We start from the raw sequence: 23,114 nt of genomic DNA, 5'->3' as shown, positions 1-23,114 counted from the left end.
CTTTTACTGTTATTAGTTGGTACGAACAGGGGTTACCAATTGGATAAAATTGTCATCCTCACTGTTTGGCACCAGAGTAAATGGACGAACGTTGGAAATAAAGCTCACCTTCACCTGCTCACTGTTGGTCGCTTTGAGGGCTTCAATCAGATAAGTTGGGTTGAAGCTGATCACCAGATCCTCACCTGAAACGTCCAAGGTATCGATTTCTTCATTGACGCGGCCTACTTCTGGAGAATTGACATGGGCTGAGACAATACTCTTGGTAATTTCCAGTTTCACCGTTCCATTCTGAGTAGCATTGGACAAGAGACGAGCACGCTCCATAGACTGACGGAGGTGGGAGGTATCAAAAACAGCTGTCGTCTTAAATTCTTTTGGAATGAGACGGTCGGTATCTGGATAGGTCCCTTCCAAAAGACGGGTATAGAAACTAATATACTCGCTTCTGAAGAGGATTTGGTTGTTGGAGAAGAAAACCTCTACCTTTTCAATTTCATCGGTAAATACGGCCGTAAATTCGCGGAGAGAGCGGCTTGGGATGACCACATTGAAATCATCTCCTGGAGTCTCCAAGACCAATTTACGCTGGCTGAGACGGTGGGAGTCGGTCGCCACTGTTTTGAGCTGTTTATTATCTGTTAGCACAAAGTGCACACCAGTTAGGATTGGACGACTTTCCTGAGTTGAGGCCGCAAAGGCTGTTTCGTTGATGGTTTGCTTAAGGACTTTTGTTTCCAATACCAGAGGTTTTGAAGTTGGCACTTCTTGCAAGCGTGGGTATTGCTCAGCTTCTTTTCCTTTGAGGGTAATTTCAGATTTACCACTAGTCAAGACAATCTGCTTTTGTTCGATTTCATTAAAATCAAGAACTAAATCTGGCATGCTAGAAACTACGTTGATAAAGAAAGCTGCTTCCAGAAGGATAGCTCCGGTTGAGCTAATCAAAAGACCAGCATTTTCATCTTGAACAGAAATAAAGTGTTCGATAGAAATTTGACCATTAGAACCAATCAGGCTAATACCTTCCGTATTAACAGCAATTTTAACAGTAGATAAAATAGGAATAGCATTCTTGGTACTGATAGCACGTTTGGTAATATTTAATGCTTGTAGGAAAACAGTTTTGTTAATGGAAAATTGAATCATGGATTCTCCTTTATTTATATATAATAAGGTTTAGTAATAGTAGTAGAGCCTGTGTATTCTGTGGAAAAGTGTAAGCAAGCGCATCAGAATAGGAAAAAAGGCTTGTTTACAACTTGTGGAAAACTGCGCACAAGTATGGGATTACATGATCTTGTTTTTGATATTTGTAATTTCAATCAGGAAGCTTTCGTTATTCTTGAGCATGTCCCTTATCTTTTTATAGGCATGCATGACAGTTGTGTGGTCTCGATTACCGAAGGCCTTGCCAATTTTTGGAAGGGAGTTGTCCGTCATTTCCCTTGCTAGATACATGGCTACCTGACGGGCTAGGACAATATTTTGCAATCTCTTGCTTCCCTTTATTTCCTTGAGGCTAACGCCGTAGAATTTTCCGACCTCAGTCTGGATGGTTTCAATTGGGATAACAGAATTTTTTGGTGCTGCCTGATTGCGTCCTCGGATGGCCTCAGCTGCAATGTCGACGGTGATAGTGGTCAAATTTCTCATTCCAGCCAGGAGGCTGATATCTTTGAGAATACCTTCTAAATTTCTGACATTGGACTGGATTTGGCCTGCCAGATAGGTCAGGGTATCATTTGGAAATTCAAATGGATAGGTGGCACACTTGGTTCTGAGGATGGCCTCGCGCGTTTCGATATCTGGTGGGTAAATCTGGCAGGTAGCTCCCCAACTAAAGCGGGATACCAGGCGGTCTTCCAAATTATCCAGGCTATCTGGATTTCGATCGCTGGTTAGGACAATCTGTTTTCCTTGGCTCAAGAGAGCATCAAAGGTGTGGAAGAATTCTTCCTGTGTTGAAGCCTTCCCCTTTAAGAGCTGGATGTCATCAATGAGCAACAGGTCAAGATTTCTATAGTGCTCCTTAAATTCTTCCATGTCCAGTTCTTTTTTGGTGAGATAGTTGACAAATTCGTTAAGGAAGGATTCAGATGTGACATATTGAACACGCGCGTGTGGATTGTCTCCCAGGACTTGGTTACCAATTCCGTTGAGCAAGTGAGTTTTCCCAAGACCAGGCCCTCCCCAGATAAAGAGAGGATTGTAGAGCTGTCCAGGTGAATGAGCTACAGCTAGAGCAGCAGATTTGGCCATCATATTACTACCACCTTGGACAAAGTTATCAAAGGTGTATTGGGGCTGGATGCCTGATTGAATCGGAAGAAAACTGGATTTGCTGGGCTTGCCTATCGGAGCTGGAGTATCTGCTTCTGCTGGTGTTGTAACGACCTTATCAGCTTTATAGGCCTTGTCAGATTTTGGTTCTGATACAGATTGATAGGTATGGTAGGTGACGGAAATTTGCTCACCCAACACTTCTAAACCAGCAATCAGTATCAGTTCTTCAATATTTTGTTTCCACAATTTTTTCTTACTGGCCAGTATACTGTCGCTAGTTCCAGCGAGAAAAATTGTTGCAACGCCATCCTGCAATTCAATCAGGCGCGCTTCTTCAACCAGTAGCTCGTAGACAGAATTGGAAAGACTGGACTGGGCTAGTTCAATAAATCGATTCCAAAATTCTTGTTCCTTGTCCATTTGAAGCCTCCCTTCCTAAAAAGTGCTTATTCTAAGTTTACCATAAAAGGAAAAAGTTTTCCACAAGAATAAATATTTTTCCACACTGTTTATATCACTTATCCACAAGATGTGAATAAGTAAATTTATCACGATAAAATCGGCTTTTTCCACTATTTATTCCTGTTTATAAGTAGGGGGATTATTTTTATTAGTCACACAATTTTTTTAAGGTGTTGATAATTCTTTCGAATTCTTCGTTGGAATCAAAGGATAGGCTAATCTTCCCCTGACCAGATTTCTGCTGTCTAATCGTGACCATGGTTCCTAGGAGTTTCTGTAATTCAGTTTCTTGCTCCTTCAAAAAGAGATTTGTTTTCGGTGGGGCTTGTTTTTTCTTCTTTTTCAAAGCATTTTCCAGCCAACGAACACTTAATTGCTCCTGTTGGATACGCTCTATCCAGTAGACTTGTTTCGATTCAGGAAGACCGATTAAGAGACGGGCATGCCCCTGGCTGATTTCTCCGGTTTCAATGGCAGTAATGGTCCTGTTACTGAGGCTCAGCAAACGCAGAAGATTGGAAATATAAGGGCGGGATTTGCCCATAATTTGAGCAATTTCATCGTGGGTCAGCCCCTTTTCAATCAATTTTTGATAAGATGCTGCTTCTTCAATGGGATTCAAGTCCGACCGTTGGAGGTTTTCGATAATAGCCTGCAACATGAGCTGGTCATCGGATAATTCCTTTACAAGGGCTGGAATTTCTTTTAGACCGGCTAATTGACTGGCTCGTAAACGTCGTTCTCCAGCCAATAATTCATAGCCTATGAGAGAGGATTTTCGGACGATAATCGGTTGGATAATTCCATTTTCTCGGATAGACTGGGCTAGTTCCAATAATTTTTCTTGGTCAAAATGTTTTCGTGGCTGAAAAGGATTTGTTTGAATATCCTTAATCGCTATCTTTTTTAATTCTTCCATACAGTGACATTCTAGCAAAAAAAACCTTACTTTACAATGCTGTAAAGTAAGGTTTTTGTTTCAACTATTAAGAAAGGTCGTCTGTAGAGTGTGTCAACTTTATGTCAACCTTCTCTTCTTTGCCTTGACGGTAATAGGTGACTGTAATCGTGTCGTTAATTTTTTGTTTGTAAAGGGCACTTTGTAAATCGCTCTTGCTCTCAATTTTCTTACTATTGATCTCAGTAATGACATCGTAGGTTTTTAATTTGCCATCAGCTGGTAGGCCTGACTCGGTTGAAACAACTACTACACCTGAGGTTAAATCTGTATTTGCCAGACCTGCTTTTTCTAATTGACTGGTTGACAGATCGGTCAAGTCGACCATGTGAACGCCCAATGCTGGACGAACTACCTTACCATTTGTTTCCAATTGATTGATAATAGAAACAGCGTCATTTGAAGGAATCGCAAATCCCATACCTTCTATAGAGACACCACCATTATTGGCCAGAGAACTTGAAGTTATCTTACTTGAATTGATTCCGATAACCTGACCCTGAATATTGATGAGGGGGCCACCAGAATTACCTGGGTTAATGGCTGTATCTGTTTGGATTGCATTGGTGGAGATGGTTTGTCCGTCCTCTGTTTGAGAAGTGACAGTCCGGCTAAGGCTGGAAATAATGCCCTGGGTGACGGTATTGGCATAAACACTACCTAAAGGACTACCGATAGCGATTGCTGTTTCTCCGACCTTAATGCTGTCTGAATTGGCAAATTCAGCGACAGAGTGGGCTTTCTCAGCATCGATCTTGATAACGGCTATATCTGAATAGGTGTCTGCTCCCACTAGCTGTCCACTAACTTTCTCACCAGATGCTAAGAGAATGTCAATTTTTTCAGCATTAGCAATAACGTGATTGTTGGTGACAATGTAGGCATCCTTGCCATCTTTTTTATATATAACACCAGATCCCTCTCCTGCCACGGCCAGCTCATCGGAGCTCTCAATAGTACCAAAAATAGAGCTGAGGCTATTTGGTGTAGGCTGCTGGTAATTGATGACAGACACTACGGCATCCTGTACTTTTTCCACAGCCTTGGTTGTTGAATTCTCATTTTGATACTGAACTTTGCTGATGGTGGTTTCACCAGACCCCGCTTGCTGTGGAGCTGCGGGATTTTGGAAAGAGGACGCAACCAGATAGCCACTGATTCCTCCTAGAAACCCAAAGGCGAATAGAATGATAAATTTCAAATACTTTTTCATGACTTTTTCCCTTTCAGATTTAATCCATTTTCTAAAGATTACACTCCCTTTCTTAATTATAACTTAAATTTTTCAAAATTCAATCCACAAGCTGTGGATAACTTTTTTCTTCTGTGTATAGACTCCCTATTTTCTTGCTTTATTGTCCATTTCATCTGTTAGATAGTTTGTGGATATGTTACAATAGAAATATGAAAATAAAAGTGATTACAGTTGGAAAACTAAAAGAGAAATATTTAAAAGATGGCATTGCTGAGTATAGCAAGCGGCTCAGTCGGTTTACCAAATTGGAGCTGCTTGAATTAGCAGATGAAAAAACACCCGACAAGGCTAGTCAGGCTGAGAACGAGCAAATATTGGCCAAGGAAGCGGAGCGGATTTTATCTAAAATCAACGAGCGCGACTTTGTCATCGCTTTGGCCATTGAGGGCAATCAATTTCCTTCAGAAGAATTTAGCAAAAAATTAGAAGATATTACAATAAAAGGATTTTCAGAAATTTCCTTTGTAATTGGAGGCAGCCTTGGATTGGCAGATTCGGTTAAAAAAAGGGCGAATTTGTTGATGAGTTTTGGAAAATTGACGCTGCCCCATCAATTGATGAAGTTGGTTTTGATGGAACAAATATACAGGGCCTTTATGATCCAACAGGGAAGTCCCTATCACAAATAGTTTCACGTGAAACAAGGAAGATGAGAGAATGAGAGAGTATCGTGTGTATGAGGGGCTAAGAGTGGCTACCTGTCTGACCTTTGTCAGCGGCTATTTGAATGCCTTTTCTTATTTGACCCAGGGTGGCCGGTTTGCAGGTGTCCAGTCTGGTAATGTCGTTTTGTTAGCTAGTCATTTAGCCCAGGGCAGCATCAAGAGTACAATTCACTTTTTAGTCCCAATTGTATTCTTTACACTGGGGCAATTTTTTACTTATTTAGCCAAAAAATATTTTTTGAAACACCGCTATCCTTGGCATTTTGGAAGCAGTTTAATCATTTTATGCTTGATTGTATTGACAATCGTTCTGACGCCCTTTGTCAATTCATTTTTTACTATGGGCTTATTGGCCTTTACAGCTTCCATCCAAGTAGAGACTTTTAGAAGTCTTAAGGGTGTCCATTATGCCAATGTGATGATGACTGGAAATGTCAAAAACGCAGCCTATATTTGGTTTAAGGGATTGATGGAAAAGAACGCACACTTGCAGGAAACTGGTCGAAATATCTACATTATTATTGTTGGGTTCATGCTTGGAGTTTGTCTATCTACTCTGTTTTCCCAATCCTTTGGAGAATATGCCCTCATAGGTGTCCTCCCCTTTGTTTTGTATATCAATTGGGAATTATGGCAAGAAAAAAGACCCGCCAGAGCAGGTCGGAGATGATTCCAGCAGGATTCGAACCTGCGACCGTTCGCTTAGAAGGCGAATGCTCTATCCAGCTGAGCTATGGAACCTCTTTCAACTCTTCTATTTTACATGAAAGATAGGTAGCTGTCAAGTTGCCGGAAAGTGAAAAAAATCTGAAAAAATGTTGACAAAAATAAGGTCATGTATTATACTAGTTAGCGTACTGATAATGGTCCGTTGGTCAAGGGGTTAAGACACCGCCTTTTCACGGCGGTAACACGGGTTCGAATCCCGTACGGACTATATCATCCGCCATAGCTCAGTTGGTAGAGCGCATGACTGTTAATCATGATGTCACAGGTTCGAGCCCTGTTGGCGGAGTAAATAAAGACTAGGAAACCTTGAGAAATCAAGGTTTTTTTGCACTATAAAAACCGAAGTTTAACCTCGGTTCTTATGTCTATTGAACAAATAATTATAGAAAATAAAGAAACAGATAGCTGTCGTGGAAATTCCTAATCCCAAGTAAAATCCATGTGGAATAAATGTCAAGACGGCCTGTCGTTGACCAGGCTCTACGTCCAGTTTCATAAAACCATTTTGTGCTTTTAATATTGGTACTTTTTTACCATCGATGCTTGCAGTCCATCCCTTATCATAAGGAAGGGTTAGGAGCAGACTAGCAGGATTTTGACTTGAAAATTCTACTTCTACCTTGTTCGACTTTACAGTGGATATAACTTGCTTACTGGCTAGTATTTCCATAGCCTCAGAATATTGGCCAAGGTCTAACCGGAAAAATTGCGGTTTATCAAAGCTAACTTGTTCGTTTTCTGGAAAATGAATAGAGAAGGAAAGTTCAGTATCCTCTAAGAAATAACCAATATTGAAGAAGGAAAAGCTGTTGTCAAGTGTGAACTCGTTTGACAGGTTATTGACAGTTATGACAACTCTTTTGACAGAGTCGTTTGAGAAGCTAATATTTGGTAAATTGAGATAGACCTGGCTATTGGCTGGAACATTTAGTTTATAAGTAATAGTTGCATCGGTCTGATTGACAGTTTTATTTACAGTTATGCGGCCTCCAAGGTCAACACCATTGAATGATTGAACGTCCTTAATATGATAAAAATACTTGTAATCCAGTCCTATCAGTTCATTTAGAAAGGCAGATTGATTGTCCAAGGACATATTTGTAAACTTGACATCTTTGTAAATAGAATTGGTCAAAAGTGCTAATCCCTGACTGTAGTTATTCTTATAGAGACTGATACTATCGGTACTCTTCTGAAAATCAAATCCATATTTATTGGGATTTGTGCTTGCCAGATTGTAGGTTATGCCAAAGAGGCTATCCGCAATCAAGGTGTTGTTCTGGTAACGCAGATTTAGATTGGTACCGTCTGAACGGAAACCCAGTTTATCTAAAGTAGAACTAGAAGCGCGATTGCGAATGGATGAAAATTGAGAAATACCATTATAATTGAACTTCATGCTATCATTACCGGTTTGAGGTAACAAGCGTTCCATTCGATAGAAGTATTCATTGTCACTCTTGGTCTCTTTTACAAGATTGTCAATATCTGTCAACTTTTCTTCGTAATTCGACCGACTAGGGAAATGCCACTCATCTGAAATTCCCTGAACCTGGTAATGAGTGTGGAGACCAAGTTCTAATAAGGCAAACAGTAAGAAAGAAAGTGGTATCCACTTGATATCAAACTTGAAATAATGAAGGCTGACAAATAGAACAAGATAGGCAAAGAGAAATTCAAAACTTAGTAAAAAGTTTACAGTGTCCAAGAAATAGTAGTGATTTTTAAAAATATATGTGAGGATAAAACCGGTTGACAGAATTGTAAAGGGAAGGCAAATTTGCCATATTTTAATGTTGGTCAAATAGGTGCTGGTTTCTGCTGCTAGATAAATAATGACAATAGATAGTACCCAGGCGTAGCGGTAGAGAAACATATTTGGCGCGTGCATTCCCTGCCAGAATAGATTGAGTGGTTGTAGATAAAAACTTGCAATGATAAAGGTTACTAGCAGTCCATTTGCTAATTTTGTCTGCCATTTTATTTCTTTGACAGTAAAGTAGAGCAAGGCTAAAATTAGCGGAGTTAGTCCAACAAAAATCATCGGAATAGATCCAAATTTTGTGGTGTCAAAACTTCCAACTAGGCTCTTAGCAAAAAAGTCTAGATACCAGGAGTCCTCAGTTTTTAAGTTGACAATCTTTGTAAATGTCTCTCCGTGAGTCTTTAGGTCTAGATAGGTTGGCAGTAACATGACCATAGCAGTCAATGTTGACATAATTGACACCACTGTAAAGTCTATAAATCGAATAATTTTTTTATCGAATTTTGTTAGCTGAGCAAGTGTCCAAATCAATAAAAAGATGGCAGTCATGTAACCAAAGTAGTAGTTTTGAATGAAAAGACAGGCTAGACTGATATAGTAGATAATCCGACCTTTACCAGTCAGCATTCTGTGTAAACTCAGTAAAATAATAGGAACCAGAATAAAAACGTCCAGCCAACTGGAAATTTCTAACTGACTAGTTGAGAAACTCATGAGAGCAAGGCTGGTAGAGAGAAGTAAGCTCCATTCAGTTTTGATGTTTTTATAAATGCCTCTCAGGCTAGTATAGGTTGACAAGCCTATCAAGCCAAACTTTACAATAGTTGACAGATAAATATAGTCTGGCATGGACTGCAAGTCAAAGAAATATACTAAAGGCGATAGAAAAGAGCCCAGGTAGTAAGACGATAGGGCGTAGAAATTCAAGCCTAACCCACTTGTAAAGGTATAAAAGATTGAACTATTACCGTGTAAAGCATTCCGTAAAGTTTGATGAAAGATGACATATTGATGGAACCCATCGCTGGCCAAAATGGTTGTATCACTTCCCCACCAAATACCTTGGGTTGACAAGATAATGACCATTATTGTAAAGGGAAGAAAAAAGGCTAATAGATAAAAAATGGACTTATGTTTAAAAATTGATTTCATAAATTTATAAGAAAAGGCGATAAAATCGCCTTTTTTGATTATGCTTTCCAGAGTTCTTGAACTTTTGCCTGTACTTCAGCATTTTCAAGGAACTCATCATAGGTCTCATCGATACGGTCAATGACCCCGTTTTTCGAGATGACAACGATGTGGTTGGCAATGGTTTGAATGAATTCATGGTCGTGACTGGCAAAGATAACGGACTCTTTGAAGTCTTTCACGCCATCGTTAAGGCTAGAGATGGATTCCAAGTCCAAGTGGTTGGTTGGGTCATCCAGCAAGAGGACGTTTGACTTGAGCAGCATGAGCTTAGATAGCATGACACGGACTTTTTCTCCCCCTGACAAGACGTTGACAGACTTCTTGACTTCGTCGCCTGAGAAAAGCATACGACCAAGGAATCCACGCAAGAATGTATCGTCGTCTTCACCTTTTTCAGCGAACTGACGGAGCCATTCCAAGATAGATTCGCCAGTTGCGAAGTCTTTTGTATTGTCTTTTGGCAGGTAAGATTGTGAAGTGGTTACACCCCATTTGATGGTTCCTTCATAGTCGATGTCGCCAGCCAGGGCACGCATAAGGGCAGTTGTCTGGATGTCGTTTTGACCGATGATAGCGGCCTTATCACCTGGACGGAGGATAAAGCTGATATTGTCCAAAATCGTCTCTCCATCGATAACAACCTTGAGATTTTCAACTGTCAGCAGGTCGTTACCAATCTCACGCTCGGCCTTGAAGTTGATAAATGGGTACTTACGGCTGGATGGAATGATTTCTTCCAACTCGATTTTATCCAGCATTTTTTTACGAGAGGTTGCCTGTTTGGATTTTGAAGCGTTGGCAGAGAAACGGGCAACGAATTCTTGCAATTCCTTGATTTTTTCTTCCGCCTTAGCATTGCGGTCAGCCTGTAAACGGGCTGCCAATTCAGATGATTGTTTCCAGAAGTCGTAGTTACCGACAAAAATTTTGATTTTACCGAAATCTAAGTCCGCCATGTGGGTACACACTTTGTTGAGGAAGTGGCGATCGTGGGATACGACGATGACGGTATTTTCAAAATCAATCAAGAAATCTTCTAACCAGTTGATAGACTGGATGTCCAAACCGTTGGTCGGCTCGTCCAGCAGAAGGACGTCTGGCTTACCAAAGAGGGCCTTGGCCAAAAGCACCTTAACCTTTTCACCGTTGGTTAATTCGCTCATGTTTTGGTAGTGGCGGTCTTCAGCAATGTTCAGGTTTTGGAGCAATTGTGAAGCCTCAGCTTCAGCTTCCCAGCCACCAAGCTCGGCAAATTCGCCCTCCAACTCGGCAGCACGGACACCGTCTTCATCAGAAAAATCTTCCTTCATGTAAATAGCATCTTTTTCCTTCATAATGCTATATAGCTGCTCATTTCCCATGATAACCACGTCAATCACGCGCTCATCTTCGTAGTCAAAGTGATTCTGACGGAGGACGGACAAACGCTCGTCTGGACCGAGTGAAATGTGGCCAGTTGTTGGCTCAATATCTCCTGCTAAAATCTTCAGGAAAGTTGATTTACCGGCACCGTTGGCACCAATCAAACCGTAGGTATTTCCAGCTGTAAACTTGATGTTGACATCGTCGAATAATTTGCGGTCGCTAAAGCGGAGCGACACGTCTGATACTGTAAGCATAGTTTCTCCTATTTTCTGTCTATTAGATTTATTGTACTAGAAAGCAGTCTAAACTTCAATTATAATCATCCTGGGATCAAAATATCTTCGTCATAGGATTTATGATCTTTTTGTAAGCTGAAGCCGCGACCACGAACTTGGCTAGCTGGTAAGATAATAATAAAGGCTGTTTCGTCAATTTGGAGTATATGATTTTCCAATTTTTGTACTTCTGGGATAGAAACAGTTGTCATTAACATACGTTTTTCAGACCCAGTATAGCCACCAATTACGGGCAATTCTGTTACTCCACGGTCCACTTCGGTTGTGATATAGGATTTGATTTCCTTGTATTTTTGGGAAATAATAAAAAGGTTTCGAGAAGAGTTTGTACCCGTCATCATACGGTTGATCACATAGCTGATGGTCATCAAGGCAAGGATGGAGTACATGACAGTATCAGGATCGAAGGCGATAAAGCCAAGGCCAACGATAATACCATCAATAATAACCATGGTTTGACTGAGTGATAGGGGAGAATACTTATGGATAAATTGGATGAGGATGCCTGTTCCTCCCGTTGATGAATTACCGAGAAAGACAAGTCCGAGACCAAAACCTAGAACAATACCGCCAAAAATTGCAGCAAGTAAAGGATTATCGGTCAAATTTGGCAAACCAGCTGTTAATTTCATGCAGAATGGATAGAGGATGGCACCGTAAACAGTTTTTACAAAGACAGATTTCCCAAGGAAATAGAAACACATTACCAGGAGAGGAATATTGCAGAATAGTACAAAGGTAGCTGGGTCCCAACCGAATAATGTGTTTAGGGCAATGGCCAGGCCACCAATTCCTCCAGATACAATATTACTTTCCAGAAAAAAACTATTGAAGCCAATAGCCATAATGATGCTACCCGCCGTCACAAATGAAATATCTTTTAACTTGTCTTTCATGATTTCTCCTTTAATACTATATTCTAATATACACGCACGTTCTATTATGCAGAATTTTAAGCCAATCGTCAAGGCTTTCTCAGCTTGACTTTCTCTTAGTTAGCAGTTATAATGATAATCAATCAGAAGAGTAGTAAAGGAACGGTTTTTAGAGAGCTTGTGGTCGGTGTAAACAAGTAATTCTTCTTTATGAATGGGCTGATGGTAAATAGAAATCTGAACAAATAAGGATTTGGCTAGCAGGCCTTATGTGCAAAGAGAAATGAATGGCTTTACTGTTCATAAGCTAAGGTGGTACCGTGTCCTTGACGCCCTTGCACAGACTTGTGCTGGGCTTTTATTTTTGTTCACAATAAGTTTACAGTGTTGTAAATAAGTGTAAAAGGAGAAGTTATGACAAAACCAATTATTTTAACAGGCGATCGACCGACCGGAAAATTACATATTGGTCATTATGTAGGTTCCTTGAAAAATCGTGTGCTCTTACAGAATGCAGGCAATCATGAATTATTTGTATTTTTGGCAGACCAGCAGGCTTTGACAGACCATGCTAAAGAACCGCAGAAGATTATTGAGTCGGTTGGTAACGTAGCCTTGGACTACTTAGCGGCAGGTCTCGATCCAGCTAAGACAACCATTTTCATCCAAAGTCAGATTCCAGAATTGGCTGAATTGACCATGTACTATATGAACCTTGTGTCAGTTGCTCGTCTGGAACGCAATCCGACTGTCAAGACAGAAATTGCCCAGAAGGGCTTTGGTGAAGGCATTCCAGCAGGTTTCTTGGTCTACCCGGTTTCTCAGGCTGCAGATATTACAGCTTTCAAGGCAAACTTTGTACCAGTTGGAACCGATCAAAAGCCCATGATTGAGCAGACCCGTGAGCTGGTTCGTAGTTTTAATCACGCTTATCAGACGGATGTTTTGGTGGAACCAGAAGGGATTTACCCTGAAAACGAGGCTGCAGGTCGTTTGCCGGGGTTGGATGGCAATGCCAAGATGTCTAAATCACTTGGCAATGGGATTTATCTGGCAGATGACATGGACACTTTGAAAAAGAAAGTCATGTCCATGTATACCGACCCGAACCATATCCGTGTCGAGGATCCGGGTCAGATTGAAGGAAATATGGTTTTCCATTATTTGGATGTTTTTGGTCGTGAGGAAGATCAGGCTGAGATTGAGGCCATGAAGGAGCATTACCAGCGCGGTGGTCTGGGAGATGTCAAAACCAAACGCTATCTTTTGGATATCTTAGAACGTGAGTTGGGGCCAATCCGTGAGCGTCGCATCGAGTTTGCCAAAGATATGGGACAGGTCTATGCTATGTTAGAGGCAGGCAGTCAAAAAGCTCGTCAAGTAGCAGCAACTACTCTGGACCAAGTCAAGGATGCTATGGGAATCAACTATTTTAAATAGGACTAACGAATGAAGAAGTGATGTTGAAAAACGTTGCTTTTTTATTTTTAATTGTGATTTTTTAAAACCAAAACGTTCGTAAATGTTTTATATTTTAGGAAAGAATTTTCTGGATTTTTATGTTTAATGATATTAAGACGAATAATGATTGACAAATATTCTTAAAATGTTATCATAGATAAAATAAATTTCAAACAAAAGAGAAAAGAGGAAACCATCCATGTCAAATTGGGAAACTAAATTTTTGAAAAAAGGCTTTACATTTGATGATGTCTTGCTCATTCCGGCTGAGAGCCATGTCTTGCCACACGATATTGACTTAAAGACACAGTTAGCTCCGAATTTGACCCTCAATCTTCCTATCATTTCAGCAGCTATGGATACTGTAACTGACAGCAAAATGGCGATTGCTATGGCGCGTGCAGGTGGTCTGGGTGTCATTCACAAGAATATGTCCATTGCAGAGCAGGCAGATGAAGTGCGTAAGGTAAAACGTTCTGAAAATGGGGTTATTATTGACCCATTCTTCTTAACACCAGAGCATACAATTGCAGAGGCTGAAAAATTGATGGCGACTTACCGTATTTCAGGTGTGCCGATTGTTGAAACCCTGGAAAATCGCAAACTGGTGGGTATTATTACCAACCGTGATATGCGTTTTATCACCGATTACTCACAGCCGATTTCTAGCAATATGACCAGCGATGGTTTGGTAACAGCTCCTGTTGGAACGGATTTGGAAACTGCTGAGGCGATTCTCCACCAACACCGTATTGAAAAATTGCCTTTGGTGGATGAAAATGGTCGTTTGTCAGGCTTGATTACGATTAAAGACATTGAAAAAGTGATTGAATTTCCAAATGCTGCCAAGGATGAATTTGGTCGTCTCTTGGTAGCTGGTGCGGTCGGTGTCACTTCTGATACTTTTGAACGTGCGGAGGCTCTCTTTGAAGCTGGTGCAGATGCCATTGTTATTGACACAGCTCATGGGCATTCTGCTGGTGTTCTCCGTAAGATTGCGGAAATTCGTGCCCACTTCCCAGACCGTACTTTGATTGCAGGTAATATTGCTACAGCTGAGGGAGCTCGTGCCCTTTACGAGGCTGGTGTGGATGTTGTCAAGGTGGGTATTGGACCTGGTTCTATCTGTACCACTCGTGTTATTGCGGGTGTTGGTGTACCACAGGTTACTGCTATTTACGATGCTGCTGGCGTTGCGCGTGAGTATGGTAAGACCATCATTGCGGACGGTGGTATCAAGTATTCAGGTGATATTGTTAAGGCCTTGGCTGCTGGTGGTCATGCGGTTATGTTGGGGTCAATGTTTGCAGGAACAGATGAAGCACCGGGGGAAACAGAAATCTTCCAAGGACGTAAATTCAAGACCTACCGCGGTATGGGCTCTATCGCAGCCATGAAACAAGGTTCTAAGGATCGCTATTTCCAAGCTTCTGTCAATGAGGCAAACAAGCTGGTTCCAGAAGGTATTGAAGGTCGTGTCGCTTATAAAGGTTCTGTTGCAGATATGATTTTCCAAATGGTCGGTGGTCTCCGCTCAGGTATGGGGTATGTCGGAGCAGGCAACCTAACAGAATTACGTGAAAATGCTCAATTTATTGAAATGTCAGGCGCTGGTTTGAAAGAAAGTCACCCACACGACGTTCAAATTACAAACGAAGCACCAAACTATTCCGTACAATAATTGACAAAACTGTAAATAAAAAAGAAAGACTTGTAAACGATATTTACAGGTCTTCTTTTACAGTTCCCTTGGAAATATGGAATATTTTTAGACTTTCTGGGAGTTGATGGAGATGGTCTAGGGAAGTTGTCGTGATAAAGGTTTGAATTTTATCTGTGATGGTTTCCAGTAATTTGACTTGACGGCTATTGTCCAATTCACTCATCACATCGTCGAGCAGTAAAATCGGATATTCTCGCGTAATTTCTTTCATGAGCTCAATCTCAGCCAGTTTAAGAGAGAGAACGAGGCTACGATGTTGACCTTGGCTACCATAATGGGCATTCATACCATTGATGAAGAAAGCAATATCGTCTCTGTGAGGTCCCACTCCAGTATTTTTTTTGAACAAATCTCGTTTCCGACTTTTTTCTAAATCTGTCAAGAAATCGTCAACAAGGTTGACAGAGTCTGTCAACGAAACAGATGATAGGTAGTCAATCCGAAGTTCTTCTTTTTGACCAGAAATTTCGGCTATTTTTCGGCTACCAAATTCCTCTAATTTTTTGAGGAAATCAATCCGATGCTGGATAACACGACTACCGTAATCAGCTAGTTGATAGTCTAGTACGCTGAGAAAATCCATGTCAACTTTTTCGGTTGATTTTAGATAGGTATTTCGCTGTTTGAGAACGTGATTGTAGTTGGACAAGTCTGATAGGTAGACGGGTTTTATTTGCCCCAACTCAACGTCAATAAATTTTCGGCGGAGGGCAGGTGCTCCTTTGATGAGCTGTAAATCTTCCGGTGCAAAAAGAACAACGTTCAAGTGCCCGATATAGTTGGACAATTTGGCTTGTTTGAGGTGATTAACCTTGGTCACCCGCCCCTTTTCTGTCAAGTTGATGTCAAGTGGAAGTTTACCGCTAGTCCGGTGGAGTAAACCTTGAATGGATACCTCTTTTTCTTCAAATTGGAGTAAATCCTTATCTGAACGAGTGCGGTGACTGCGTGTCAAAGCTAAAAAATAAATAGACTCTAAAATATTGGTCTTACCCTGTGCATTCTGTCCCAAAAAGACATTGAGCCCTTTATGGAACTCAATATCTAATTGGTCATAATTGCGAAAGTGGCGTAGTTGTAATTTTTCTAGCCACATCTTAGGTACCTGGGAAACGGACAGGTTTCCTGTCAACCTTCTTTACAGATTTCTTGACAGGAGGAGCTTGTTTCTTCTGCTTTTTGTTTTCTTGGTTGAGTTTTTTTACTATAGCAGCAACACGAGCTTTTTCAGCTTGATCTTCTTGGTGCTGTAGAATTTCTTCCTGACTTGGAGCCACAAGGGTGATGTCAATGCCGTGGTCCGGTAGACTGATTTTGTCACCGACACGGATTTTCTTACCTCGTCTTTTTTCATCCTCTCCATTAAACAGGATGGTATTCTCTTCTAAAAAGCCCTTGATAGCCCCGCCGGAATGCACAATTCCAGTTGTTTTGAGCAGAGCTTGCAGGGTAATGTAGTCGTCGAATAATTTAAATTCCATAAGTCACCTCGTTACAGAATATTATAACACAATTTGGTATAATGGAAGGTACAATGTTTTGAAAGAGGCAAAGGATGAAATTACAAGAAGGTGTTGAGCTTCATTTTATTGAATCAGATAAATTCACGACCAATCGAATTCGTGTGCGGTTTGCGGCGGAGATGAGTGAACAGACGGTTGCAGGACGTGTATTGGTGGCGAATTTGCTAGAAATGGGCAATCAAGATTATCCTAGCGCCCAACGCTTGCGGATGCGTTTGGCAGAACTCTACGGAGCTCATTTTTCAACTTCTGTATCAAAGAGAGGACGAGTTCATTTTGTGGATTTGACGATTTCCTACATCAACCCTCACTATTTGCCTGAACAAGAGGATATTACCGGTGAGATTATTGATTTTCTTGAGGCCTGTCTCTTCAAACCTTTGAAGAACGGCAGTGCCTTTAAGGAAGATGTCTTTGCAGTTGAGAAAAATAATCTAATTAGTTTTTTAGAAACTGAGGTGGAGGACAATTTTTATCATGCGGATGTTGAGATGAGTAAACTTTATTATGAGGATGAGGCAGTTCAAATTCCCCGTGTTGGACGGATTGATTTGGTTGAGCAGGTAACGGCGGAGACGGCCTTCAAAACCTATAGTAACATGCTGCGCTTGGATAAGATTGATATTTTCGTTCTCGGTCAGGTAGACCAGGCTTTGGTGCAAGAAAAGTTTTCATCTTTCAGTTTTAAATACCGTAACCCCAAGTTGGAATTAGAATACCAGCAAGCTTATTCTAAGGTTACTAGGGAGAGAGTTGAGCGAAAAGAGGCTCGTCAATCGATTTTAGAACTAGCTTACCATTTACAGGTGGTTTACAATGATGTAAACTATCCAGCCTTATTGGTTTTCAATGGTTTACTGGGTGCTTTTTCCCATTCAAAATTATTTATGAATGTGCGGGAAAAAGAAAGTTTGGCCTATACGATTGGCAGTCAGATTTCAATCTTTTCAGGAATGTTGAAGATTTATGCCGGTATCAACAGACAAGATAAACTCAAGGCTATCAAGTTGATTAGACAGCAAGTTATGGCTCTTAAGCAAGGGAAGTTTACAGAGGATGACCTAAATTTGACAAAAAATATGCTGGTTCATTCTGCAACTCTGGCCCAGGATAGGCAAAATAATCTACTGGAACAAGTTTACAATCAGGTCACCATGGGTCAAAGGAATGTGACATGGGGAGAGTGGATTGAGGCTGTAAACAAGGTATCTAGAGAGGACATTTTACGAGTTGGTCAGCTGGTGCGTTTACAGGCTGTTTACTTCATGGAGGGCATTAAAGAATGAGAATTAGAAGAAAAAAGTACCCCTACATGAAGGAAGTACTCTACTATGCGACAGTTGACAATGGGTTGACAGTTACCTTTCTTCCCAAAACAGATTTTAAGGAAACCTATGGTATCTTGACCACAGAATTTGGTGCCCTTCATACTCATTTTAAAAAGAAGGGACAGGAATATTCCTATCCTGAAGGGATTGCTCATTTTCTGGAGCATAAATTATTTGAGACTGCTGATGAAGATGATGTGATGAATTTGTTTGCGGATTTGGGGGCTAGTGCCAATGCCTATACTAGCTTGAGGCAGACTAGCTACCTCTTTTCAACAACGGAAAATGTTTTGGAATGTCTGGCCTTGCTCCAGCAGTTTGTCCGTGAGCCACATTTTACGGCTGAAAATGTGTCCAAGGAGCAGGGGATTATTGGTCAAGAGATTGAGATGTATCAGGATGATGCGGACTACCGTCTCTATACAGGTATATTGTCGTCCCTTTATCCAGAAACAGCCCTGGCTCACGATATCGCTGGCACGATTGAATCTATCAAGGCTATCACTGCTGAGGATTTATATGAAAATTTTGAGACTTTTTATCATCCTTCAAAAATGAGCCTGTTTGTCATTGGGAATTTTGATGTTAAGAAGGTCTGGAAACAGGTAAAAACTTTCCAGCTTGCCCAGAATGATACAGAGATTGAGCCGATTGAGCATTTGCCGGTTAAAAAGTTGGATATTTTGAAAAATCGGACTGAGTATTTTGAAGTGGCCAGCCCTAAATTGGCATTAGGTCTGAGAGGCAACGATTCCATTTCTCTCGCTCACTTACCATCCTATCGAATCAGCCTGCAACTTTTGTTTGCCATGCTTTTTGGTTGGACATCACAGCGTTACCAGACCTTGTATGATCAAGGGAAAATTGATTCGTCCTTCCATTTCCAGGTTGAGGTAACACCAGACTATCATCATGTCATTTTTTCAGCGGATACCAAGGAACCAATCAGTTTATCAGCCAGCTTGCGCAAGGCTGTCAGCCGTTTCGCCAAGGATCCGGATGTTTCGGAGGAACACTTGGCCCTGCTGAAGAAGGAAATGTACGGGGATTTTATTCGTAGTCTCAATTCTTTGGAATTTACGGCCAGCCATTTTGTAGCCAATAGTTTGGAGGGGGCAAGTATTTTCGACCTTCCTCAGTTGATAGAATCTATCGGTCTGCAGTATGTCTTGGAAGTGGGTCAATCCTTTATTGAGAACTGTGATATGACAGATTATATGATTTTTCCGAAATAATTAGCAACTTATCATCGAAATTTCATGAGTTTTTTGTTAAAATATTATATTGAAAATTATTGTAAGTGAGAGGAAACTATGATCCAGAAAAGTATAGGAGAGGTATTGCGGTCTGCCCGAGAGAGTCGCGGTTGGAATTTTGTAGAAATTCAGCGATTGACGGGGATTCAAGCTAAGTACTTACAGGCCTTAGAATTTAATAACTTTGATGTCATACCAGACCCATCCTATACGCGTTCTTTCTTGCAAAAATATGCGGAAGTACTAGACCTAGATGGTGATGTCCTGGTAGATGCTTTTATGACAAATAGTTTGGTCATCTATCATGAGGATGGGCAGGAAGAAGAGCATGCTTCAGAATTAAAACGAAGCTATAAGGTTAGAAAGAAGAAACCGTCGATTTTACCATTGGTTTACCTGCTACTAGCTGCGACCTCTATCTTTATCTTGTTGACCTATGTCGTATTGAATAGAGTTCAGAATCAAGAACGAAAAGAGTTGGCTCCGTCGACTATCCAGGTGGTTTCAGAGAGTTCCCCAGAATCGACAGAGGAAGCAATTGATACATCTTCTACAAGTACAGATGAATCCTCTAGTTCATCTAGTCAAGAGGAGTTGGCTTCAGGGACTTTAACGACCTCGGGTGGTGGCTCAGAGTTGACGGTCGTCCTTTCTGAACACGCGGGTCCAGTTGAGGTGGAACTTTCCGTGACAGATGCTACTAGCTGGGTCAGTCTATCTGATTCAGAAATTGCGGGTGGATTTGTTCTATCTCCAGAAACCAATACAGTCACGGCGACTATTCCAGAAGGCATAAACGCCGCTAATCTGGTTTTAGGTGTGACAGAGGGTGTCTCTATCAAAATTGCTGGCAATAGTTTGGATACGTCAGCCATCACAGCTGATCCTGGAGTTATCTATTTAACGGTTGAATAATATGAAAAAAGAAAACATACCCAACGCCTTGACGGTAGGACGGATACTGGTGATTCCGATTTTTATCCTACTCTTGACCGTCTGGAAAGATGCACTGAGCCATTATTTGGCTGCGATTATTTTTGCCTTGGCTAGTGTGACAGACTATTTGGATGGCTATCTGGCCCGTAAATGGCAGGTTGTGACCAACTTCGGAAAATTTGCCGATCCCATGGCTGATAAGATTTTAGTTATGACGGCCTTCATCATGCTGGTGGAGCTTGGTTTTGCCCCTGCCTGGGTGGTGGCTATTATCATCTGTCGTGAGTTGGCCGTGACAGGCCTTCGCCTATTGTTGGTAGAAAATGGTGGTACTGTGCTAGCTGCGGCTATGCCAGGTAAAATCAAGACCTTCTCACAGATGTTTGCCATTATTTTTCTCCTATTGCACTGGAATTTGCTCGGTCAAATCACGCTCTATATCGCACTCTTTTTCACCCTCTATTCAGGCTATGATTATTTCAAGGGTGCGTCTTATTTATTTAAAGATACATTCAAATGACAGATATTATCCAAGTAAAGCATCTCAAGTATAAATACGAAGAAGAAGCTGAAAATTATACATTAAACGACGTGACGTTTCACGTGAAACAGGGGGAATGGTTGTCCATTATCGGCCACAATGGTTCAGGAAAGTCAACGACGGTTCGTCTGATTGATGGTCTTTTGGAGGCTGAGTCTGGAGATATTTTTATTGATGGAGATAAGCTGACTGTTGACAATGTTTGGGACAAGCGTCGCTTGATTGGTATGGTTTTCCAAAATCCAGATAATCAATTCGTCGGGGCAACGGTTGAGGACGATGTGGCCTTTGGTTTGGAAAACCAAGGCATCCCCTTGGCTGAAATGCGTCAGCGCGTCCAGGAGGCGCTTGAATTGGTTGGAATGGCTGATTTCAAGATTAGAGAACCAGCTCGTCTATCTGGCGGTCAGAAACAACGTGTTGCCATTGCTGGTGTAGTTGCCTTGCGTCCAAAGATTATTATTTTGGACGAGGCGACCTCCATGCTGGATCCAGAGGGGCGCCTGGACTTGATTCAGATTGTTAAAGATATTAAGGATCAGCATGGCATGACGGTTATTTCCATTACCCATGACCTGGATGAGGTAGCGCTTAGCGATCGGGTTATTGTTATGAAAAATGGTCAAGTAGAGTCGATTTCGACACCAGCTGACTTGTTTATGCGGGACGATTTGGCTGATTTGGACTTGGACCAGCCCTTTACGGCAGAATTGGCCCAGTCCTTGCGTCAGGCTGGACTAGCTGTTCCGCTCCGCTATTTTACAGAGGAAGAATTAGAGGAAACTGTATGGGAATTCATCTCCAAGAAGTAAGCTATACCTATCAGGCCGGCACTCCTTTTGAGGGGCGGGCGCTTTTTGGTGTGGATTTGGAGATTGTGGACGGGTCCTATACGGCATTGATTGGTCATACTGGATCCGGGAAGTCGACGATTTTACAGCTTTTGAATGGTCTTAATGTACCGACAGAAGGCAGTGTGGTCATCGATGATGTGGTTATCACGGGCACATCTCAAAATAAGGATATCAAGCAGGTGCGTAAGAAAGTCGGCTTGGTCTTTCAGTTTCCAGAAAGCCAGGTCTTTGATGAGACTGTCTTGCAGGATGTGGCATTCGGTCCGCAGAATTTTGGTGTTTCTAAGGAAGAGGCTGAGAAGATTGCGCGTGAAAAACTGGCTCTGGTTGGTATTTCAGAGGAGGTCTATGACCGCAGCCCCTTTGATTTGTCTGGAGGTCAGATGCGCCGTGTAGCCATTGCGGGCATCCTGGCTATGGAACCGTCTGTTTTAGTTCTGGATGAGCCGACTGCTGGTTTGGATCCGGCTGGTCGTCAGGAGCTGATGGATATTTTCAAGAAACTCCATGCGAATGGGATGACCATTGTCTTGGTGACGCATCTGATGGATGACGTGGCTAATTATGCTGATTTTGTCTACATCATGGAAAAGGGCAAGCTGGTTCGTTCTGGCAAGCCGATTGATGTTTTCCAAGAGGTTGATTTTTTGGAATCGATCCAGCTGGGTGTTCCCAAAATCACCAAGTTTGCTGCCAATCTGGAGCGCAGGGGCTTTGTTTTTGAGCGCTTGCCTATTACGATTGAGGAATTTACAAGGATGGTGACGCATGGATAAGTTAATTTTAGGTCGCTACATTCCTGGTGACTCGCTGTTGCATCGCCTAGACCCTCGAAGTAAGCTCTTGGCCATGTTTGCCTTTCTGTTAATTATTTTCTGGGCCAATAATCTGGTAACCAATGCGCTGTTGATTGCCTTTGTTCTCGGTTTGATTTTGCTCTCTCGCATTCGCTTGTCCTTTTTCATCAATGGTGTCAAGCCCATGATTGGGATTATCCTGTTTACCACTTTCTTCCAGATTTTCTTTACACCAGGAACAAGGGTTTTGTGGGAATTCTGGATTTTCAAATTGTCGGTGGAAGGTTTGCAACAGGCGGCAGTGATTTTTGTGCGCTTTGTCCTGATTATCTTCTTTTCAACTCTCCTAACTCTGACAACGACACCACTTAGTTTGGCAGATGGTATTGAGGCGGGGCTTGCTCCTCTCAAGAAAATCAAGGTGCCAGTTCATGAAATTGGGCTTATGTTGTCCATGAGTTTGCGTTTTGTGCCGACCTTGATGGACGACACGACTCGGATTATGAATGCTCAGCGGGCGCGGGGTGTTGACTTCAATGAAGGAAATATCATTCAAAAGGTTAAGTCTGTTATCCCTATTTTGATACCGCTTTTTGCATCTAGTTTTAAGCGAGCAGATGCCCTGGCGACAGCTATGGAGGCTCGAGGTTATCAGGGGGGCGATGGCCGGACCAAGTATCGGGTACTGGATTGGAAGTTGGCAGATAGCCTAGCAATTCTGTCTATGATTTGTTTGGGCTTGCTCTTATATTTTTTGAAAACCCCTTAAAAAACACGAACAATTGTGTTTTTTAGTAAAAAACAAACAATGCTGTAATATTTGTAATGGAATTATAAAACAAAAG

At 41.6% G+C, this 23,114-nt stretch carries 20 protein-coding genes, 3 tRNA genes and 1 other annotated feature; of the genes, 13 read left to right on the top strand and 10 right to left on the bottom strand.

What is annotated here, in order from left to right:
* Positions 1–12: 12 nt before the first annotated feature.
* The 4 genes from dnaN to ACHBID_RS05885 form a co-directional block, all read right to left on the bottom strand.
* Positions 13–1,149, bottom strand: a complete 1,137-nt coding sequence (dnaN, locus tag ACHBID_RS05900) for a DNA polymerase III subunit beta (RefSeq protein WP_394731817.1) — start codon at positions 1,147–1,149, stop codon at positions 13–15.
* Positions 1,150–1,290: 141 nt separating this feature from the next.
* Complete coding sequence (dnaA, locus tag ACHBID_RS05895; RefSeq protein WP_105111342.1) at positions 1,291–2,706, bottom strand: chromosomal replication initiator protein DnaA; 1,416 nt, start codon at positions 2,704–2,706, stop codon at positions 1,291–1,293.
* A 190-nt stretch (positions 2,707–2,896) separates the two neighbouring features.
* On the bottom strand, positions 2,897–3,667 hold the full coding sequence (locus tag ACHBID_RS05890) for a ParB/RepB/Spo0J family partition protein (RefSeq protein ID WP_105111341.1): 771 nt from the start codon (positions 3,665–3,667) through the stop codon (positions 2,897–2,899).
* A 67-nt stretch (positions 3,668–3,734) separates the two neighbouring features.
* Positions 3,735–4,919 carry a S1C family serine protease gene (locus ACHBID_RS05885; RefSeq protein ID WP_105111340.1) on the bottom strand — a complete coding sequence of 395 codons (1,185 nt, stop codon included), beginning with the start codon at positions 4,917–4,919 and terminating at the stop codon, positions 3,735–3,737.
* Between the two features lie 191 nt (positions 4,920–5,110).
* Between ACHBID_RS05885 and rlmH the strand changes: the two genes are divergently transcribed.
* Both rlmH and ACHBID_RS05875 read left to right on the top strand, forming a co-directional pair.
* Positions 5,111–5,590, top strand: coding sequence for a 23S rRNA (pseudouridine(1915)-N(3))-methyltransferase RlmH (gene rlmH / locus ACHBID_RS05880; RefSeq protein ID WP_105111339.1), 480 nt, complete (start codon positions 5,111–5,113; stop codon positions 5,588–5,590).
* 28 nt (positions 5,591–5,618) lie between these two features.
* A complete protein-coding gene (locus ACHBID_RS05875) occupies positions 5,619–6,296 on the top strand; it encodes a YoaK family protein (RefSeq protein ID WP_105111338.1) in 678 nt (225 codons plus the stop codon).
* On the opposite strand, the gene ACHBID_RS05870 is transcribed toward ACHBID_RS05875, so the two are convergent.
* Positions 6,294–6,367: transfer RNA gene (locus tag ACHBID_RS05870), tRNA-Arg, on the bottom strand. The genes ACHBID_RS05875 and ACHBID_RS05870 overlap by 3 nt on opposite strands.
* 124 nt (positions 6,368–6,491) lie before the next feature.
* On the opposite strand from ACHBID_RS05870, the gene ACHBID_RS05865 reads away from it, so the two are divergent.
* Together ACHBID_RS05865 and ACHBID_RS05860 are read left to right on the top strand one after the other, a co-directional pair.
* Positions 6,492–6,563: transfer RNA gene (locus ACHBID_RS05865), tRNA-Glu, on the top strand.
* A 5-nt stretch (positions 6,564–6,568) separates the two neighbouring features.
* Positions 6,569–6,641 (top strand) — tRNA-Asn (locus ACHBID_RS05860).
* A 60-nt stretch (positions 6,642–6,701) separates the two neighbouring features.
* On the opposite strand, the gene ACHBID_RS05855 is transcribed toward ACHBID_RS05860, so the two are convergent.
* The 3 genes from ACHBID_RS05855 to ACHBID_RS05845 all read right to left on the bottom strand — a co-directional run bounded on the left by ACHBID_RS05855 (position 6,702) and on the right by ACHBID_RS05845 (position 11,871).
* Complete coding sequence (locus ACHBID_RS05855; protein ID WP_394731818.1) at positions 6,702–9,272, bottom strand: YfhO family protein; 2,571 nt, start codon at positions 9,270–9,272, stop codon at positions 6,702–6,704.
* Positions 9,273–9,310: 38 nt separating this feature from the next.
* Positions 9,311–10,933, bottom strand: a complete 1,623-nt coding sequence (locus tag ACHBID_RS05850; protein WP_105111336.1) for an ATP-binding cassette domain-containing protein — start codon at positions 10,931–10,933, stop codon at positions 9,311–9,313.
* A gap of 65 nt (positions 10,934–10,998) precedes the next feature.
* Positions 10,999–11,871: a YitT family protein gene (locus tag ACHBID_RS05845; RefSeq protein ID WP_105111361.1), complete on the bottom strand. Its 873-nt coding sequence runs from the start codon at positions 11,869–11,871 to the stop codon at positions 10,999–11,001.
* Positions 11,872–11,979: 108 nt separating this feature from the next.
* Positions 11,980–12,190, top strand: a binding site (T-box leader).
* Between the two features lie 74 nt (positions 12,191–12,264).
* On the opposite strand from ACHBID_RS05845, the gene trpS reads away from it, so the two are divergent.
* A complete protein-coding gene (gene trpS / locus ACHBID_RS05840) occupies positions 12,265–13,290 on the top strand; it encodes a tryptophan--tRNA ligase (RefSeq protein ID WP_105160709.1) in 1,026 nt (341 codons plus the stop codon).
* Positions 13,291–13,510: 220 nt separating this feature from the next.
* Entirely contained in the window at positions 13,511–14,992 is a 1,482-nt protein-coding gene (gene guaB / locus ACHBID_RS05835; RefSeq protein WP_105111334.1) for an IMP dehydrogenase, read from the top strand.
* Between the two features lie 43 nt (positions 14,993–15,035).
* Here the strand turns inward: guaB and recF are convergent, their stop codons facing one another.
* Together recF and yaaA are read right to left on the bottom strand one after the other, a co-directional pair.
* Entirely contained in the window at positions 15,036–16,130 is a 1,095-nt protein-coding gene (gene recF, locus ACHBID_RS05830) for a DNA replication/repair protein RecF (protein WP_105160710.1), read from the bottom strand.
* A 1-nt stretch (position 16,131) separates the two neighbouring features.
* The gene (gene yaaA / locus ACHBID_RS05825) at positions 16,132–16,515 is read right to left on the bottom strand and encodes a S4 domain-containing protein YaaA (RefSeq protein ID WP_105160711.1); all 384 of its coding nucleotides are present in this window, start codon (positions 16,513–16,515) and stop codon (positions 16,132–16,134) included.
* Between the two features lie 74 nt (positions 16,516–16,589).
* Between yaaA and yfmF the strand changes: the two genes are divergently transcribed.
* The 7 genes from yfmF (at position 16,590) to ACHBID_RS05790 (ending at position 23,038) form a co-directional block, all read left to right on the top strand.
* Entirely contained in the window at positions 16,590–17,843 is a 1,254-nt protein-coding gene (yfmF, locus tag ACHBID_RS05820; protein WP_394731819.1) for an EF-P 5-aminopentanol modification-associated protein YfmF, read from the top strand.
* On the top strand, positions 17,840–19,120 hold the full coding sequence (gene yfmH, locus ACHBID_RS05815; RefSeq protein WP_394731820.1) for an EF-P 5-aminopentanol modification-associated protein YfmH: 1,281 nt from the start codon (positions 17,840–17,842) through the stop codon (positions 19,118–19,120). The genes yfmF and yfmH overlap by 4 nt, the downstream gene beginning before the upstream one ends.
* A 78-nt stretch (positions 19,121–19,198) precedes the next feature.
* Complete coding sequence (locus tag ACHBID_RS05810; RefSeq protein WP_105111329.1) at positions 19,199–20,056, top strand: RodZ family helix-turn-helix domain-containing protein; 858 nt, start codon at positions 19,199–19,201, stop codon at positions 20,054–20,056.
* A 1-nt stretch (position 20,057) separates the two neighbouring features.
* Positions 20,058–20,597 (top strand): CDP-diacylglycerol--glycerol-3-phosphate 3-phosphatidyltransferase, encoded by a 540-nt coding sequence (pgsA, locus tag ACHBID_RS05805; RefSeq protein WP_105122462.1) that lies wholly within the window; start codon positions 20,058–20,060, stop codon positions 20,595–20,597.
* Positions 20,594–21,430: an energy-coupling factor ABC transporter ATP-binding protein gene (locus ACHBID_RS05800; protein WP_105138564.1), complete on the top strand. Its 837-nt coding sequence runs from the start codon at positions 20,594–20,596 to the stop codon at positions 21,428–21,430. Before pgsA ends, ACHBID_RS05800 begins: the two co-directional genes overlap by 4 nt.
* A complete protein-coding gene (locus ACHBID_RS05795; protein ID WP_105111327.1) occupies positions 21,406–22,248 on the top strand; it encodes an energy-coupling factor transporter ATPase in 843 nt (280 codons plus the stop codon). Before ACHBID_RS05800 ends, ACHBID_RS05795 begins: the two co-directional genes overlap by 25 nt.
* Positions 22,241–23,038 carry an energy-coupling factor transporter transmembrane component T family protein gene (locus ACHBID_RS05790; protein WP_394731821.1) on the top strand — a complete coding sequence of 266 codons (798 nt, stop codon included), beginning with the start codon at positions 22,241–22,243 and terminating at the stop codon, positions 23,036–23,038. Before ACHBID_RS05795 ends, ACHBID_RS05790 begins: the two co-directional genes overlap by 8 nt.
* Positions 23,039–23,114 lie beyond the last annotated feature (76 nt).

It is taken from the genome of Streptococcus sp. A25, from assembly GCF_043674095.1.
Lineage (GTDB): Bacteria > Bacillota > Bacilli > Lactobacillales > Streptococcaceae > Streptococcus > Streptococcus suis_V.
Note: the sequence above shows the minus strand (reverse complement) of the source record. Positions and strands in the feature narration are given on the sequence as shown.

Coding starts and splice junctions, on each gene's coding strand:
- dnaN (WP_394731817.1), bottom strand. CDS start 1,149: ATGATTCAATTTTCCATTAACAAAACTGTTTTCCTACAAGCATTAAAT.
- dnaA (WP_105111342.1), bottom strand. CDS start 2,706: ATGGACAAGGAACAAGAATTTTGGAATCGATTTATTGAACTAGCCCAG.
- ACHBID_RS05890 (WP_105111341.1), bottom strand. CDS start 3,667: ATGGAAGAATTAAAAAAGATAGCGATTAAGGATATTCAAACAAATCCT.
- ACHBID_RS05885 (WP_105111340.1), bottom strand. CDS start 4,919: ATGAAAAAGTATTTGAAATTTATCATTCTATTCGCCTTTGGGTTTCTA.
- rlmH (WP_105111339.1), top strand. CDS start 5,111: ATGAAAATAAAAGTGATTACAGTTGGAAAACTAAAAGAGAAATATTTA.
- ACHBID_RS05875 (WP_105111338.1), top strand. CDS start 5,619: ATGAGAGAGTATCGTGTGTATGAGGGGCTAAGAGTGGCTACCTGTCTG.
- ACHBID_RS05855 (WP_394731818.1), bottom strand. CDS start 9,272: ATGAAATCAATTTTTAAACATAAGTCCATTTTTTATCTATTAGCCTTT.
- ACHBID_RS05850 (WP_105111336.1), bottom strand. CDS start 10,933: ATGCTTACAGTATCAGACGTGTCGCTCCGCTTTAGCGACCGCAAATTA.
- ACHBID_RS05845 (WP_105111361.1), bottom strand. CDS start 11,871: ATGAAAGACAAGTTAAAAGATATTTCATTTGTGACGGCGGGTAGCATC.
- trpS (WP_105160709.1), top strand. CDS start 12,265: ATGACAAAACCAATTATTTTAACAGGCGATCGACCGACCGGAAAATTA.
- guaB (WP_105111334.1), top strand. CDS start 13,511: ATGTCAAATTGGGAAACTAAATTTTTGAAAAAAGGCTTTACATTTGAT.
- recF (WP_105160710.1), bottom strand. CDS start 16,130: ATGTGGCTAGAAAAATTACAACTACGCCACTTTCGCAATTATGACCAA.
- yaaA (WP_105160711.1), bottom strand. CDS start 16,515: ATGGAATTTAAATTATTCGACGACTACATTACCCTGCAAGCTCTGCTC.
- yfmF (WP_394731819.1), top strand. CDS start 16,590: ATGAAATTACAAGAAGGTGTTGAGCTTCATTTTATTGAATCAGATAAA.
- yfmH (WP_394731820.1), top strand. CDS start 17,840: ATGAGAATTAGAAGAAAAAAGTACCCCTACATGAAGGAAGTACTCTAC.
- ACHBID_RS05810 (WP_105111329.1), top strand. CDS start 19,199: ATGATCCAGAAAAGTATAGGAGAGGTATTGCGGTCTGCCCGAGAGAGT.
- pgsA (WP_105122462.1), top strand. CDS start 20,058: ATGAAAAAAGAAAACATACCCAACGCCTTGACGGTAGGACGGATACTG.
- ACHBID_RS05800 (WP_105138564.1), top strand. CDS start 20,594: ATGACAGATATTATCCAAGTAAAGCATCTCAAGTATAAATACGAAGAA.
- ACHBID_RS05795 (WP_105111327.1), top strand. CDS start 21,406: ATGGGAATTCATCTCCAAGAAGTAAGCTATACCTATCAGGCCGGCACT.
- ACHBID_RS05790 (WP_394731821.1), top strand. CDS start 22,241: ATGGATAAGTTAATTTTAGGTCGCTACATTCCTGGTGACTCGCTGTTG.